14 protein-coding genes are annotated in these 14,662 nt (G+C 63.0%); 10 read left to right on the forward strand and 4 right to left on the reverse strand.

The features are described from left to right. Positions 1–255: 255 nt before the first annotated feature. From rpsT to JNK99_RS05980, 4 genes are all read left to right on the forward strand, one after another. Positions 256–522 carry a 30S ribosomal protein S20 gene (gene rpsT, locus JNK99_RS05965; protein WP_291850062.1) on the forward strand — a complete coding sequence of 89 codons (267 nt, stop codon included), beginning with the start codon at positions 256–258 and terminating at the stop codon, positions 520–522. 277 nt (positions 523–799) lie between these two features. Further along, the gene (locus tag JNK99_RS05970; protein ID WP_291850100.1) at positions 800–1,450 is read left to right on the forward strand and encodes a protein-L-isoaspartate O-methyltransferase; all 651 of its coding nucleotides are present in this window, start codon (positions 800–802) and stop codon (positions 1,448–1,450) included. A 9-nt stretch (positions 1,451–1,459) separates the two neighbouring features. After that, positions 1,460–1,798, forward strand: a complete 339-nt coding sequence (locus JNK99_RS05975) for a rhodanese-like domain-containing protein (protein WP_291850065.1) — start codon at positions 1,460–1,462, stop codon at positions 1,796–1,798. Positions 1,799–1,813: 15 nt separating this feature from the next. Beyond that, positions 1,814–3,160 (forward strand): TolC family outer membrane protein, encoded by a 1,347-nt coding sequence (locus tag JNK99_RS05980; protein WP_291850067.1) that lies wholly within the window; start codon positions 1,814–1,816, stop codon positions 3,158–3,160. Here JNK99_RS05980 and waaA read toward each other — a convergent pair. Next, on the reverse strand, positions 3,135–4,409 hold the full coding sequence (waaA, locus tag JNK99_RS05985; protein ID WP_291850070.1) for a lipid IV(A) 3-deoxy-D-manno-octulosonic acid transferase: 1,275 nt from the start codon (positions 4,407–4,409) through the stop codon (positions 3,135–3,137). The genes JNK99_RS05980 and waaA overlap by 26 nt on opposite strands. Beyond that, complete coding sequence (waaC, locus tag JNK99_RS05990) at positions 4,409–5,362, reverse strand: lipopolysaccharide heptosyltransferase I (protein ID WP_291850073.1); 954 nt, start codon at positions 5,360–5,362, stop codon at positions 4,409–4,411. The genes waaA and waaC overlap by 1 nt, the downstream gene beginning before the upstream one ends. Before the next feature lie 148 nt (positions 5,363–5,510). On the opposite strand from waaC, the gene JNK99_RS05995 reads away from it, so the two are divergent. From JNK99_RS05995 to JNK99_RS06005, 3 genes are all read left to right on the forward strand, one after another. Beyond that, positions 5,511–6,932 (forward strand): mannose-1-phosphate guanylyltransferase/mannose-6-phosphate isomerase, encoded by a 1,422-nt coding sequence (locus JNK99_RS05995; RefSeq protein WP_291850076.1) that lies wholly within the window; start codon positions 5,511–5,513, stop codon positions 6,930–6,932. A gap of 78 nt (positions 6,933–7,010) precedes the next feature. After that, positions 7,011–8,087, forward strand: a complete 1,077-nt coding sequence (gene rfbB, locus JNK99_RS06000; protein ID WP_291850079.1) for a dTDP-glucose 4,6-dehydratase — start codon at positions 7,011–7,013, stop codon at positions 8,085–8,087. 35 nt (positions 8,088–8,122) lie between these two features. Continuing rightward, on the forward strand, positions 8,123–8,923 hold the full coding sequence (locus JNK99_RS06005) for a sulfite exporter TauE/SafE family protein (RefSeq protein WP_291850082.1): 801 nt from the start codon (positions 8,123–8,125) through the stop codon (positions 8,921–8,923). 9 nt (positions 8,924–8,932) lie between these two features. Here JNK99_RS06005 and JNK99_RS06010 read toward each other — a convergent pair whose 3' ends face one another. Together JNK99_RS06010 and JNK99_RS06015 are read right to left on the reverse strand one after the other, a co-directional pair. Next, complete coding sequence (locus JNK99_RS06010; RefSeq protein WP_291850085.1) at positions 8,933–9,712, reverse strand: enoyl-CoA hydratase-related protein; 780 nt, start codon at positions 9,710–9,712, stop codon at positions 8,933–8,935. After that, a complete protein-coding gene (locus tag JNK99_RS06015) occupies positions 9,709–10,383 on the reverse strand; it encodes a GntR family transcriptional regulator (RefSeq protein ID WP_291850088.1) in 675 nt (224 codons plus the stop codon). Before JNK99_RS06015 ends, JNK99_RS06010 begins: the two co-directional genes overlap by 4 nt. A 198-nt stretch (positions 10,384–10,581) precedes the next feature. Here JNK99_RS06015 and scpA point away from each other — a divergent pair, with 198 nt between their 5' ends. The 3 genes from scpA to JNK99_RS06030 all read left to right on the forward strand — a co-directional run. Then, entirely contained in the window at positions 10,582–12,756 is a 2,175-nt protein-coding gene (gene scpA, locus JNK99_RS06020) for a methylmalonyl-CoA mutase (protein WP_291850091.1), read from the forward strand. Between the two features lie 31 nt (positions 12,757–12,787). After that, a complete protein-coding gene (meaB, locus tag JNK99_RS06025; protein ID WP_291850094.1) occupies positions 12,788–13,786 on the forward strand; it encodes a methylmalonyl Co-A mutase-associated GTPase MeaB in 999 nt (332 codons plus the stop codon). A 78-nt stretch (positions 13,787–13,864) separates the two neighbouring features. Further along, a partial coding sequence (locus JNK99_RS06030) for a carboxyl transferase domain-containing protein (RefSeq protein ID WP_291850097.1) occupies positions 13,865–14,662 on the forward strand: 798 nt, incomplete at its 3' end.

Here is a 14,662-nt window from a genome sequence, read left to right on the forward strand (position 1 = left end):
GATCGTCTTGCGCATCCCAGGGAGGGCCTCTTCCAGACCAAACCGTACCTCGTCCGCTAACTTATCTGTCTTTCCCATCGTCTCTCAATGTGTTGCCTCGTAATAATCAGAGATTACATTAAAAGTGATGGGTGGTAAGCCCGACCGATGCCTCTGCTTGACAATTGATCAATCTGCTGCTTGCGTCCCGCGACGGTATTCTGTAGACTGCGCGCCTTTCGACCTGCTCATCAGCTTTTCATAGGGATATCATCCATGGCCAATAGCGCACAAGCGCGAAAGCGTGCCCGCCAAGCCGTCAAACAGCGCGCCCACAATGCCAGCCTCCGCTCCAGCCTGCGCACGGCGGTCAAGCGTGTGCAAAAGGCGATCGTTGCCGGCGACAAGACTGCCGCCCAGAGTATTTACCAGGAATCGGTGTCGGTGATCGACCGCATCGCCGACAAGAAGATCATTCACAAGAACAAGGCTGCGCGCCACAAGAGCCGTTTGGCCGCCCAGATCAAAGGTCTTCCCGCCTAAGACCAGACAAGCTCGGGAAACATGTGCAAAAGCGGCGCCTCCGGCGCCGCTTTTGCGTTCACCGTGCCAAGCTCCGACTCGAAGAAAGCTTCTCGGCCGGCGCGCGGCGAATGTGCCGCGCGGCCAACAGTCAGCCTGCGTAGTCGGCAATGGCGTGCCCGAGTGAACCAGATCGCGGCGAGAGCCGAGTGATACGAGGTATAATCTTGCCCGAAACGGAAGAATTGATGGTGCTGACGATACGCTTGCGACGGGGAATGCCATGACTGCAGTAAAGATGGATATGGAACGGGCTCGTTTCAACATGATAGAGCAACAGATTCGCACTTGGGAGGTCCTGGATCCCGCGGTGCTGGCAATGCTCGCAGCGGTGCGGCGTGAGGACTTCGTTCCGGAAGGACTCGAGGCCCTGGCCTTTGCCGATCTTGAATTGCCGATCGGCAATGGGCAGCGAATGCTGCAACCGAAGATCGAAGCGCGCATCCTGCAGGAAGTGGCCATCAAGAACACCGACATCGTGCTCGAAGTGGGCACCGGCAGCGGATATATGGCAGCGCTCCTCGCTTCGCAAGCCGAATATGTACATAGCGTCGAAATCGACCCAGTACTGGCCGAGAACGCCCGCCAGCGATTGGCGGCAACCGGTGTCGCCAATGTCGGCGTGGAAACGGGCAACGCCTCGCAGGGCTGGTCCGGCGCCGCCCCATACGACGTCATTGTCATCTCGGGATCACTGCCCGAGCTGCCCGCAGCCTTTCTGCAACAACTGAAGATCGGTGGCCGACTAATGGCCTTCATCGGCGAACCACCAGTGATGAAGGCAAGGTTGATCGTCCGCACCGATGATCAGGCTTTCAATACGATCGATGTATTTGAAACCGTGGTCGCACCGCTGACCACCAGCAAGCGTCCCGGCTTCGTCTTCTGACACCCGAACATGCGGCACCTCTCGGCAACAGAGCTGGCAGAGTGGCTGGCGACCACTCCTGTTGCCGGCGAGCCGCGTCTTCGGCCACTCTTGCTTGACGTGCGCGAACCTTGGGAGTACGAGCTCTGCCACCTGCCTGGCTCCCTCTCGGTTCCCATGCCATTCATCCCGAGCCGACTGGCCGAACTCGATGCCCAGGCCGAGATCGTCCTGATCTGCCACCATGGCGTACGCAGCAGACAAGTCGCCACTTTCCTCGAACGGCAGGGCTTCGGCTCGCTCCATAACCTCACCGGTGGAGTCGATGCCTGGGCGCGGGAGGTTGATCCGGCCATGCACAAGTACTGAAAGTGAGCCCGCTGCATGCCCCTGAACCGTAGAACCTTGAAGTCCTGCGTCCTGCTGACCGTTATTCTCCCTGCTGCACTTCCGGCCTTTGCCGTCGACCTGGTACAGATCTATCGTGATGCACTGGCCTATGACGCACAATACGCCACCGCACGCGCCAACGCCGAAGCCGGCCGCGAGAAGCAACCGCAAGCCCTCGCCGGGCTGCTGCCGACGATCGGCGCAACCGGGAACACCTTCGGAAACGACACCAGTTTCGACGTCCGGACTGGCTCGCTCTCCGCGCACTACAGAAACCAGTACAACAGCAATGCCTACAACGTCAATCTGACGCAGCCGCTGTTCCGCTGGCAGAATCTGGTCCAGTATGATCAATCGAAGCTCTTGGTGATGCAGACCGAGGCCAGCTTCGCCCAGGCAGGACAAGACCTGATCCTGCGTGTTGCCCAGGCGTATGTCGACGTGCTCGTGGCGATCGAAAACCTGCGCGCCGTGCAAGCCAACAAGGCGGCGATCGCTCAGCAACTGGCACAGGCCCAAAAGAACTTCGAAGTCGGAACGGCAACCATTACCGATACCTACGAGTCGCAGTCCCGCTTCGACCTGGCGACGGCGCAGGAGATCGCGGCGCAGAGTGAACTCGACGTCAAACGCTACGCCTTGCGCGTGCTGGTCGGCAGGGATCCCGGCGAACTCAATCGGCTGAGACCGAAAGCGGCCATCGAGGCTCCGCAACCGGCGAGCATGGAACCGTGGGTGGAGGCGGCCGAACGGGACAGCTTGGTCGTTCAGGCTCAGGAAGCGGCACTCGAGGCAGCCAGCAAGGCCGTCGACATCAACCGTGCTGGTCACTATCCGACGGTCGATGTGGTCGCCAACTACGGCGCCAACAACGGCCCTGGACAGTTCGGCCTGGGCGCTATCGACACAACGACTCGCCAGGTTGGGCTGCAGGTCAATATCCCGATCTTTCAGGGCGGCGCGGTCAACTCTCGGACTCGCGAAGCACTCGCCAAGCGCGATGCCGAACGCGCATCCCTCGACAACGTCAAACGCAACTCGGCGCTCAATGCCCGCCAGGCTTACCTTGGCGTGGTGAATGGTCTGGCTGAGGTCAAGGCGCTGGAAGCGGCTCTGGTGTCGAGCCTCAGCTCGCTTGAATCGAACCGGCTAGGTTACGAGGTCGGTGTACGAATCAATATCGACGTGCTCAACGCCGAGAATCAAGTGTACGTCACCCGTCGGGATCTGGCCAGAGCCCGTTACAACACTCTGCAGAACCAGCTCAAACTGAAAGCAGCGGTCGGCTCGCTCAGCGAAACCGACCTCGAGCGCATCAACGCTCTGCTCGAGGCGCCATAAGCTGTTCGACCAAGGCCAGCGTGCGCGCCGTCGCACCTCGATGCGCCAGGCCGAAGCTGCGCGCGGCAGCGCGCATCACCGATAGCTGTTGCGGCGTGCTCAGCAACCCCGCCGCGAGCACCGCTGCCGCGCGCGCGTCGGCAACCTGACGAGCAGCACCACAGGCGACCGCGTCGTTGCTGGCCTGGGCAAAGTTGAAACTGTGCGGGCCGAGCAGAACGGGGCAACCGCAGGCGGCCGCCTCGATCAGATTCTGCCCACCGAACGGCAACAGCGTGCCGCCCATCAAAGCCAGATCGGCCAGCGCATAATAGGCGGGCATCTCGCCCATGCTGTCGCCCAGCCAGACGCACACTTCGGCACCCGGCAAGATCCCTGTGCTTCTTCGGCAGAAGGGCAGCCGCCGAGCGGCAAGCAGTTCGGCGACCTCGGCGAAGCGCTGCGGGTGGCGCGGCACCAGAAGCAGCAGCAGTTCGGGAACCGCCATGCTGGCAAAAGCGTCAAGAATCAGCACCTCTTCTCCGTCACGGGTGCTGGCCGCCAGCCACACCGGTCGCCTGCCGAGCACCTGCCGCCACAGCGCCCCTTGCTGGAGTTTTTCGGCGGGTGGTGTGACGTCGAACTTCAGATTGCCGCAGACACTGACCTGGCATGCCCCGATCTGCCGCAAGCGCTCGGCATCGGCCGCCGTCTGTGCGGCAACCGCACCGAGGGAGGCCAGCGCCGGTGTGATCAGACTGCGCAGCCGGGCATAACCGCGCAGCGACCGCTCCGACAGACGGGCGTTGATCAGCGCCAGGGGCAACCGCCGCCGCCGCGCCGCGTCGATCAGATTCGGCCACAGTTCGGTTTCCATCAGCAGCCCGACCTGTGGTTGGAAGTGATCGAGAAAACGCGCGCCGGCATCCGGCAGATCGTAGGGCAGGTAAACCTGGGTCAGTCGGCCGGAATGGCGGCCCAGCAACTCGCGACCGGTCGCCCGACCGGTTGGCGTCATGTGCGTCAATAGCAGGCCATGCCCGGGGTGTTCGCGCAGCAGCGCGTCGATCAGGGGTTCGGCGGCACGTGTTTCACCGACCGACACCGCGTGCAGCCAGATCAGCGGCCTGACCGGGGCGACACTGTAGAAGCCATGGCGTTCGCCGAGCTGCTGCAGATACTCCGGCTGCCGGCGCGCACGCCAGAGCAGCCGCAGCCAGACCAGGGGCATGGCCAGATAGAAGCACAGCGAATAGATCAGACGAGCCATCAACGCAATGCCTGCTCGGCTACCGCAAGCACCTCCGCGACCAGCGGCGGAGTGCCCGCGCCGCCGAGATTGCGCACGAAACCAGTACCATGAACCCCGGTCAGCGCCGGATCCGTGGCAATGTACAAGGCGATCACCGGTACGCGCAAGGCTGCGGCCAGGTGCGCCAGCCCCGTGTCGACGCCGACCGCCAGACGGGCGCGGGCGAGCAGCGCGGCGACCTGCGGCAAACTCAACGGCGGGGCGACCACCGCTCCCGCCACCGCACCGGCGATACGCTCGGCGCGCTGACGCTCGCGCGCATTGCCCGCCGGGAGTACCGGCGTCAGCCCCTGCTGCCATAGCGCCCGACCCAGCGCGCACCAATGGTTTTCGTCCCACAATTTGTCGTCCCGGCTGGTTGCCGTCAGCAGAACAGCCGGGTACCCGCCGCGCAGCCAGGCGGTATCGATCACCGGCGCATCGATACCGTAGTCGAGCGGCAGGTCGACCGGGTAGTCGAATGCCGCCGCGGCCAGCCAGCGGTTGCGCTGCACCGCATGCACGTTGCGCGGACTGACGAAGGTGGCATCGTAGAAGCGGGCAGCGATTGATTCGCGTGCAGCTTCAGCCGCGTAGCCGCAATGCCTGCCGCGCGCCATGCGGGCGATCAGGGCACTCTTCAGCAAACCCTGGCTGTCAAGCACGAAATCATAGCTCCGGGCAGCCAGTTGCCGACGGAATTCGCACAGTTCACGCCAAGTGTCGCGCCGGCCGAGGCTTCTCCGCCAGCGCCGGATGGCCACCGGAATGACTGCCTCAACGCCCGGATGCAGACGTGGAATGTCGGCAAAACCCTCCTCGACACACCAGTCGATCCTCGCTTCGGGAAAACTCTGGCGCACGTCGCTGACCACCGGCAGGTTGTGAATTACGTCACCGAGCGATGAGGTCTTTACCAGTAGGATGCGCATCGCTGGGCCGGGGCGGGAAAGTGGGTCTGAGCCGCAAAGTGCGCATTATAGGCCCTGCCCGGTCAAGGCCGGCACACCCATCGAAACGCTATAATGCCGCCTCCCGCACCCGTTGGCGACGAGTCGGCCCTCTCTGGAGGCACTGCAAATGAACTCCCCCACGATTCGTCCGGTCATCCTCTGCGGAGGATCGGGGACCCGCCTGTGGCCGCTTTCGCGCACCCATTACCCGAAGCAGTTTCTCTGTCTGGTGGACGATCTCTCGCTCCTGCAGAACACCCAGCGACGACTCGACGGGCTACCCGGACTGGGCAGGACAATTGCCGTGGCCAACGAGCACCATCGTTTTCTGGTCGCCGAGCAGCTGCTCGAAATCGGCCTGCAGGCAGACATTCTGCTCGAACCGGCGGCCCGCAACACCGCGCCGGCGGTTGCCGCGGCAGCGCTGCAGGCCCTCGGCCAGGCAACTGGCGAAGCACCACCGCTGCTCCTGGTGCTCCCGTCGGACCACGTCATCGCCAAGGTGACGGCCTTCCAGGACGCCGTCAGAGCCGCCATTCCGCACGCCCAGCAAGGGGCTCTGGTGACCTTCGGCGTGCAGCCCGACCGGGCTGAGACCGGCTATGGCTACATCCGGCGCGGTGATCCTCTGCCTGGCGGCTACCGTCTCGATCGCTTTGTCGAAAAACCCGATCCGGCAACCGCGCAGTGCTACCTCGCTTCAGGTGAGTACTTCTGGAACAGCGGCATGTTCCTGTTCCGTGCCGACACCTACCTCGAGGCGCTCGAGCGTTTCGCCCCCGAGATGCGTCAGCAGATTGCCACTGCCTTTGCCGGTGCGCAGCGCGATCTCGATTTCCTGCGTCTCGAAACAGCAGCTTTTGCAGCCAGCCCGGCAAACTCGATCGACTATGCGGTTATGGAGAAGACCGAGCACGGCGTCGTGATTCCGCTTGATGCCGGCTGGAACGACATCGGTGCCTGGGATGCGCTGGCGGCCATCGGACAACCTGACGATCGCGGCAATACCCGGCGGGGTGACGTACTCAGCGTAGACACCAGCAATTCCGTGCTCTTCTCCGAAGGAAGACTGCTCACCACCGTCGGAGTTCGCAATCTGGTCGTCATCGCCACCCCGGACGCGGTACTGGTCGCCGACAAGTCGAAAGCACAGGAGGTCAAGACGCTGGTCGACGAACTGAAACGCAGCGGACGCTGCGAGACCGAGTTCAAGCACATCGTCCATCGTCCCTGGGGCAGCTACGAGGGTGTCGCCCACGGACCGCGCTATCAGGTCAAACGCATCCTGGTAAAACCCGGCGCCAGCCTCAGTCTGCAGAAGCATCACCACCGCGCCGAGCACTGGGTGGTGGTCAAAGGCACGGCGGCCGTCGTGCGCGGCGACGAGTCCCTGCTGCTTTCCGAGAACCAGTCGACCTACATCCCGCTCGGCGTGGTGCATCGCCTGGAGAATCCCGGCAAGATCGACCTGGAAATGGTTGAAGTCCAGTCCGGCAGCTATCTCGGCGAGGACGACATCGTTCGCCTCGAAGACAGCTATGGCAGATGAACGTCGGCACCGCCGGCGGGCGAACACCGGCCGCCGGCCACCAGTTCCACCCGTAACCCTCAGTGAAAGGTTCTCGACATGATTCTGGTCACCGGCGGCGCCGGCTTCATCGGGGCAAACTTCGTGCTTGACTGGCTCGCGCAGAGCGATGAGCCCATCGTAAACCTCGACAAGCTCACCTACGCCGGCAACCTGCAAAACCTCGCCTCGCTCGCTGGCGACCGTCGGCACCTTTTCGTGCAGGGGGACATCGGCGACCGCGAACTGACCGACAGCCTCCTGTTGCAGTACCAGCCGCGTGCGTTGATCAACTTTGCCGCGGAATCACACGTCGATCGATCGATCCACGGGCCGAAAGACTTCATCCAGACCAACATCGTCGGCACCTTCCACCTTCTCGAAAGCGTACGCGACTACTGGAGTCATCTGCCCGGCGAAACCCGCAAGAGCTTCCGCTTTGTGCACGTGTCAACCGACGAAGTGTATGGCTCGCTCGCCCGGGACGAACCCGCTTTCAGCGAGGCGCACCGCTACGAACCGAACAGCCCCTACTCGGCAAGCAAGGCGGCCAGCGATCATCTGGTACGCGCCTACCACCACACCTACGGCCTGCCCCTGCTGACCACCAACTGCTCGAACAACTACGGACCCTACCACTTCCCGGAGAAGCTGATCCCGCTGATGATCGTCAATGCGCTCGCCGGCAAACCTTTGCCAGTCTATGGCGACGGCCAGCAGATTCGCGACTGGCTGTACGTCAAGGACCACTGTGCGGCAATCCGGCGAGTCCTCGCCGCCGGCCACCCCGGAGAGACCTATAACGTCGGGGGGTGGAACGAAAAACCCAATCTGGAAATCGTGCATACCGTCTGCACGTTGCTTGACGAACTGCGGCCGCGGACCGACGGCAAGGCGTATCACGAACAGGTCGCCTACGTCGCCGATCGACCGGGCCACGACCGACGCTACGCGATCGACGCGCGCAAGATCGAAAGTGAGCTGGGCTGGAAACCGGCCGAGACCTTCGCCACCGGGATTCGCAAGACCGTTCAGTGGTATCTCGATAATCAGGAGTGGGTGCGCGACGTGCAGTCCGGCGCCTACCGCGAATGGGTCGAGAAGAACTATGGCGAGCGCCAAAAGGTGAGATCATAGCCAGCTTCTCGCAAGCTTCTTGACAGGAGTCCGCCTTGGGCTGGTGGTTGGGGTATGTGGCACTCGGCCTGTTCACCGGCCTCTCGGCCGGCACGCTGGGCATAGGCGGCGGACTGGTGATGGTGCCGACGCTGACCATGATGTTCGCAGCACAAGCCGGCTTTCCCGCCGCCGAAGCGCTGCATCTCGCGCTCGGCACATCGATGACGGCGATCCTGTTCACTTCGCTTGCCAGCCTGCTGGCGCACCACCGCCACGGTGCAGTGCTGTGGAAAGTGGTCGGCCAGATCACGCCAGGGATTCTCCTCGGCACGCTGCTCGGTACCCTGTTCGCGGCCAGCGTGCCAGCCAAACCGCTGGCCATCTTCTTCACCGGTTTTGTCTGCCTGGTGGCTTTGCAGATGGTCCTTGATCTGAAACCCAAAGCGGCACGCGAGTTGCCGGGCAGCGCGGGGGTTTTCGCGGTCGGGGCCGGCATCGGCGCCATTTCGGCGCTCGTCTCGATCGGTGGCGGCTCGCTGACCGTGCCTTTCCTGACCTGGTGCAATGTGCGCGTGCAGAACGCCATCGGCACCTCGGCGGCGATTGGTTTTCCGATTGCTCTAGGAGGCTCGCTCGGCTACCTTTTCAATGGCTGGGCACACCCCGGACTGCCGCCGTGGAGTCTCGGCTACATTTACCTGCCGGCCTGCGTCTGGCTGGTGCCAACCAGCATGCTGATGGCGCCGCTCGGCGCCAGGCTGGCGCACAGCCTGCCGGTCGCCACCCTGAAACGGCTCTTCTCGGCCCTCCTGGTCGTGCTTGCGGCCAAGATGCTGTGGGGGCTCTTCGCCTGAGGCCGGCGATCAGCAACCGCGAAAGTTCGGCTTGCGCTTTTCGAGAAAAGCGGCCAGACCCTCACGATAGTCTTCGCTTTCAAGAAAGGCGAACGAGGCCCGCAACTCCTCCCCGCTGAGCGGAACGTCGCTCTGCAGGCGACGCACCCACTGCTTGTGCGCGCGCGCCACCAGCGGCGCGCCCTCGCAGATGCGCCGGGCGCTGGCATAGGCTTCGCCCACCACAGCGGCATCGGCGACAACGCGCGTGACGAGCCCTTTGGCCAAGGCCTCGGCAGCATCCAGAATGCGGCCTTCGAGCAGGATTTCGAGCAGCGTCGCCGTCCCGGCCAAACGCAGCAGGCCTTCCATTTCAACGGGATACATCGAGAAACCGAGCTGGTTGATCGGTGCGCCGAAACGCGACGACTTGCCACAGATGCGCAGGTCGCACTGGGCGGCGAGTTCCAGTCCGCCGCCGATGCAGGCGCCGTGCACCAACGCCAGCGTCGGCTGGGGGCAAGCGGACACCGCCTGCAGAGCCGCTCCAACCTGCGCATGATAGGCCAGCGCATGGTCGAGGGTGTCGCGCCGGACCCGGAACTCCTCGATGTCGCCACCGGCCGCGAAGGCCTGCTCACCCTCACCGCGCAGGACGACACAACGCACCTGGCGGTCGGCCGCAAGATCGTTCACTACAGCCGTTAACTCCTGCCACATGGCAAAATCGATGGCGTTGAGTTTTCCCGGATTCGACAGGATCACCGTCGCCACCGCTGCCTCGCGAACACAGAGCACGGCGCCGGTCACGACACCAACTCCTCCTCGAGCCTCTGGGTCCGGGCCAGTGCCTGCCGTCCGGAAAGGATGTGGTCGTGCATCATCGCCTGCGCACGCACCGCGTCACCAGCCTTGATTGCTTCGAGAATGGCCGCATGCTCGGCCAGAGACTGCTGCAGGCGACCATCGATGCTCAAGGAAAAAAGGCGCGTCAGCTTGAGCACCTTGCGCAGATCCTGGATCACCTGGCGCAACCAGCGATTTTCGGACATTTCCTGAATGCGGAAATGGAACTCCTGATTCGCTTCGAAGAAACGCTCGATCTGGTTGCTGCCGGCAAAGCGCTGCAACTGTCGATGGATCATCTCGAGCCGGGCGATCTGCTCCGGGCGCGCCTTCTTCGTCGCTTCCAGTGCGCAGCGCGCTTCGAGCATCGCCATCAACGGGAAGATCTCGTCCAGATCCTGTTCGGAAATCTCGGTCACGAAACAGCCGCGACGCGGCCGCAGAGTCACCAGACCCTCGGCGGCAAGGACCTTCAGCGCTTCCCGCAAGGGAGTGCGGCTGATGCCGTACTCGAGTGTCAGCAACTGCTCGTCGATGCGTGTCCCCGGCGGCAACTCGTGGGCAAAAATGCGCTGCCGCAGTCTCTCGGCGACTTCCTGGTAAAGGGCCGTCTGGGCTATACGACTCGGGGCCATCGCTCGTCTTCGGTGAGCCGTTCCTGACCGTCAAGGGACCTTGCTTTCATAATTATGGATACAGTATTATTCGCCGGGCGGGGTGTCAAGAGTTAAAATGGTCCGCGCAAGGCAGCACGCCCCCTCTGAACACTACGGCTTCTGCGTCGCCAGGCGGGCCACCCGCCTCAACCCACAGATTTCTTGAAAGGTTCCGTCATGTCCAACGCGAACGACCCTGTACTACCCGATTCTGCGAGTCTCGATGCCTGGAAGAAGGCCGCCGCCAAGTCTGCGCCCGGCGGCAACGTTGACGCACTCAACTGGGTAACCCCCGAGGGCATCATCGTCAAACCACTGTACACCAGGAAGGATCTGGAAGGTCTGCGGTACACCGACACGCTGCCGGGCCTCGCGCCCTTCGTCCGCGGTCCGCAAGCGACGATGTACGCGGTGCGTCCATGGACCATTCGCCAGTACGCCGGCTTCTCTACCGCCGAAGCATCGAACGCCTTTTACCGCAAGGCACTGGCCGCCGGCGGTCAGGGCGTCTCGGTCGCTTTCGACCTGGCAACCCACCGCGGCTACGATTCCGACCACCCGCGCGTCACCGGTGATGTCGGCAAGGCCGGCGTGGCGATCGATTCGGTCGAGGATATGAAGATTCTGTTCGACGGCATCCCACTCGAGAAGATCTCGGTGTCGATGACGATGAATGGCGCCGTCCTGCCGATCCTCGCCGGTTACATCGTGGCTGCCGAAGAACAGGGCGTACCACAGGAGAAGCTCTCGGGGACGATCCAGAACGACATCCTCAAGGAGTTCATGGTCCGCAATACCTACATCTATCCGCCACAGCCGTCGATGAAGATCATCTCCGACATCATCGGCTACACCGCGCACCACATGCCGAGGTTCAACTCGATCTCGATCTCCGGTTACCACATGCAGGAAGCCGGCGCCACACAGGCCCTCGAGCTGGCCTTCACGTTGGCCGACGGACGCGAATATGTGAAAACAGCGATTGCTTCCGGCCTCGACGTAGACGAGTTTGCCGGCCGCCTGTCCTTCTTTTTCGCCATCGGGATGAACTTCTACCTCGAAGTCGCCAAGTTGCGCGCTGCCCGTCTGCTCTGGTGGAAGATCATGCAGGAATTCTCGCCGAAGAGTCCGAAGTCGATGATGCTGCGCACGCACTGCCAGACCTCGGGCTGGTCGCTGACCGAACAGGACCCCTACAACAACGTCGTGCGTACCACCATCGAAGCGATGGCGGCGGTCTTCGGCGGCACCCAGTCACTGCACACCAACGCCCTGGACGAGGCAATCGCCCTGCCCACCGAGTTCTCGTCGCGGATTGCCCGCAACACCCAGCTCGTCATCCAGGAAGAGACGCACATCACCAATGTCATTGACCCGTGGGCCGGCTCGTACATGATGGAGAAGCTGACGCAGGACCTGGTCGATGAAGCCTGGAAGATCATCGAAGAGGTGGAGTCGATGGGTGGCATGACACACGCCGTCGAGTCGGGCTGGGCCAAGATGAAGATCGAAGGCTGCGCAGCCGACAAGCAGGCGCGGATCGACTCCGGCAAGGATGTGATCGTCGGGGTGAACAAGTACAAGCTGGCCAAGGAAGACTCGATCGACATCCTCGACATCGACAACAACGCCGTCCGCGAGTCGCAGGTTGCCCGCCTGCAAACGGTTCGCGCCGGCCGCGATGGCGACCAGGTCAATGCCGCGCTGGCCGATCTGACGCGCTGCGCCGAAACCGGCGAAGGCAACCTGCTCGACTTCACGGTCAGGGCGATGCGCCTGCGCGCCACGGTCGGCGAGGTTTCCGACGCCATGGAAAAGGTCTTCGGCCGCTTCCGTGCCACCCAGCAGACCGTTTCCGGGGTCTATGGCGCGGTCGTCGATGGCATGGCCAGTTGGGAAACGCTGAAGGCCGAAATCGCCAGATTCAACGAAGAAGAAGGCCGCCGGCCGCGCATCATGATCGCCAAACTCGGTCAGGACGGTCATGACCGGGGCGCCAAGGTGGTGGCGACCGCCTTTGCCGACCTCGGCTTCGACATCGACGTCGGCCCGCTCTTCCAGACGCCGGAAGAAGCCGCTCGCCTGGCGATCGAGAACGACGTGCACGCAGTCGGCGTTTCCTCGCTCGCCGCCGGACACAAGACGCTCCTGCCGGCACTCGTCAAGGCACTCAGGGAGCAAGGCGCCGACGACATCATCGTCTTTGCCGGCGGGGTGATCCCGGCCCAGGACTACGACTTCCTGTTCCAGGCCGGAGCGAAAGCGATTTTCGGGCCGGGCACGCGTATCGAGGACTCGGCAATGACCGTGCTGGCGGAAATCCGCAAGGCGCGGACACTGGCAACTAGCTGACCACTTGGCACGCGGCATAGGAAATGGATACATGAGCAGTGCGTCTGCCGGCAGTCTCACGGCTGCCGACCAGCATCTGGTGGATGGTGTCCTGGCTGGTCGCCGACGGGCACTGGCCAAAACCATTACCCTCGTCGAGTCGACCCACCACGACCATCAACGGCGCGCCCGACAGGTGCTGACCGCCCTGCTGCCGCACACCGGGCGAACCATCCGGATCGGCATCTCGGGCGCACCGGGGGCCGGCAAGTCGACTTTCATCGAATCGCTCGGCCTCTATCTCATCGAAGCCGGCAAGCGCCTGGCGGTGCTCGCCGTCGACCCCTCGTCGTCGGTCTCCGGGGGATCCATCCTCGGCGACAAGACGCGGATGGAACTGCTCTGCCAACGCGACGAAGCCTTCATCCGTCCCAGCCCATCCGCCGGTTCACTGGGCGGGGTGGCCGACAAGACGAGAGAGGCGATGCTGGTCTGCGAAGCCGCCGGTTTCGACGTCATCATCGTCGAGACGGTCGGCGTCGGACAGTCCGAAACCACGGTCGCCGGCATGGTCGACGTTTTCGTTCTGCTGCAACTGCCCAATGCCGGCGACGACCTGCAGGCAATCAAGAAGGGAATCGTCGAGATTGCCGACCTGATCGTCTTCAACAAGGCAGATATCGACGAACGTGCGGCGGCCTTTGCCCGTGGTCAGATGCGCGCGGCGCTGACCATGTTGCGCAGCACCAGCCCCAACTGGCGACCACCGGTGTTGACCATCAGCGCGCTGGCCAAACGGGGGATCGCCGAATTCTGGGCAGAGATCGAGCGTTATCACAGCACCATGACCGCCAGCGGTGAGTTCGACGAAAAACGACGGCGCCAGGCGGTCGACTGGATGTGGAATCTGATCGATTCCGGCCTGCGCCAGTATTTTCGATCACACGCGACGGTACGTTCGGCCTTGCCGGCCCTTTCGGGCGACGTCGCCGAAGGACGCACGACCCCCGGGTCGGCGGCCTCGCGACTGCTGGCCTACCTGAAACACTGACCACAACAAATATTGCAGCAAAGACTCCGACTTGTTTGAGTAGTTCTGATTGACGCGACCGTTAGGGGAGTAGAACTTATGCACGACATCATTCGCCAGCTTGCAGAAAAGCGCGCGGCGGCTTGTCTGGGTGGTGGCCAGAAACGTATCGACAGCCAACACAGCAAGGGCAAACTGGCTGCCCGCGAGCGTATCGAGCTCTTGCTCGACAGCGGCTCTTTCGAAGAGTGGGACATGTTCAAGGAGCACCGGTGCAACGACTTCGGCATGGCCGATCAGTCGGTACCCGGAGACGGCGTGGTGATCGGCTGCGGAACGATCAACGGTCGGCTGATGTTCGTCTTCTCGCAGGACTTCACGGTTTTCGGAGGCTCGCTGTCCGAAGCGCACGCCGAGAAGATCTGCAAGGTGATGGATCATGCCATCAAGGTTGGTGCGCCGGTGATCGGTCTCAACGACTCGGGTGGCGCCCGTATTCAGGAAGGCGTTGCTTCGCTGGCCGGTTACGCCGACGTTTTCCAGCGCAACGTGCTGGCCTCGGGGGTCGTACCGCAGATCTCGCTGATCATGGGCCCGTGCGCCGGTGGTGCGGTGTATAGCCCATCGATGACCGACTTCATCTTCATGGTCAAGGATTCCTCGTACATGTTCGTCACCGGCCCGGAAGTGGTCAAGACCGTGACGCACGAGGATGTCACCTCGGAAGAGCTGGGCGGCGCGATCACCCATACCACCAAGTCCGGAGTCGCCGACCTCGCTTTCGAAAACGACGTCGAAGCCCTGATGATGATTCGTCGCTTCATCAGTTTTCTGCCGTCGAACAACCGCGAGAAGCCGCCCGTCCTGCCGTCGCAGGACCCCGCCGAACGCCTTGAT

It is taken from the genome of Accumulibacter sp., assembly GCF_016789985.1.
Taxonomy (GTDB): domain Bacteria; phylum Pseudomonadota; class Gammaproteobacteria; order Burkholderiales; family Rhodocyclaceae; genus Accumulibacter.

Excerpts from the sequence above, each read along its gene's own strand:
- meaB (WP_291850094.1), top strand. The coding sequence starts at position 12,788 with ATGAGCAGTGCGTCTGCCGGCAGTCTCACGGCTGCCGACCAGCATCTG.
- waaA (WP_291850070.1), bottom strand. The coding sequence starts at position 4,409 with ATGGCTCGTCTGATCTATTCGCTGTGCTTCTATCTGGCCATGCCCCTG.
- waaC (WP_291850073.1), bottom strand. The coding sequence starts at position 5,362 with ATGCGCATCCTACTGGTAAAGACCTCATCGCTCGGTGACGTAATTCAC.
- JNK99_RS05995 (WP_291850076.1), top strand. The coding sequence starts at position 5,511 with ATGAACTCCCCCACGATTCGTCCGGTCATCCTCTGCGGAGGATCGGGG.
- rpsT (WP_291850062.1), top strand. The coding sequence starts at position 256 with ATGGCCAATAGCGCACAAGCGCGAAAGCGTGCCCGCCAAGCCGTCAAA.
- JNK99_RS05970 (WP_291850100.1), top strand. The coding sequence starts at position 800 with ATGGATATGGAACGGGCTCGTTTCAACATGATAGAGCAACAGATTCGC.
- JNK99_RS05975 (WP_291850065.1), top strand. The coding sequence starts at position 1,460 with ATGCGGCACCTCTCGGCAACAGAGCTGGCAGAGTGGCTGGCGACCACT.
- scpA (WP_291850091.1), top strand. The coding sequence starts at position 10,582 with ATGTCCAACGCGAACGACCCTGTACTACCCGATTCTGCGAGTCTCGAT.
- JNK99_RS06015 (WP_291850088.1), bottom strand. The coding sequence starts at position 10,383 with ATGGCCCCGAGTCGTATAGCCCAGACGGCCCTTTACCAGGAAGTCGCC.
- rfbB (WP_291850079.1), top strand. The coding sequence starts at position 7,011 with ATGATTCTGGTCACCGGCGGCGCCGGCTTCATCGGGGCAAACTTCGTG.
- JNK99_RS05980 (WP_291850067.1), top strand. The coding sequence starts at position 1,814 with ATGCCCCTGAACCGTAGAACCTTGAAGTCCTGCGTCCTGCTGACCGTT.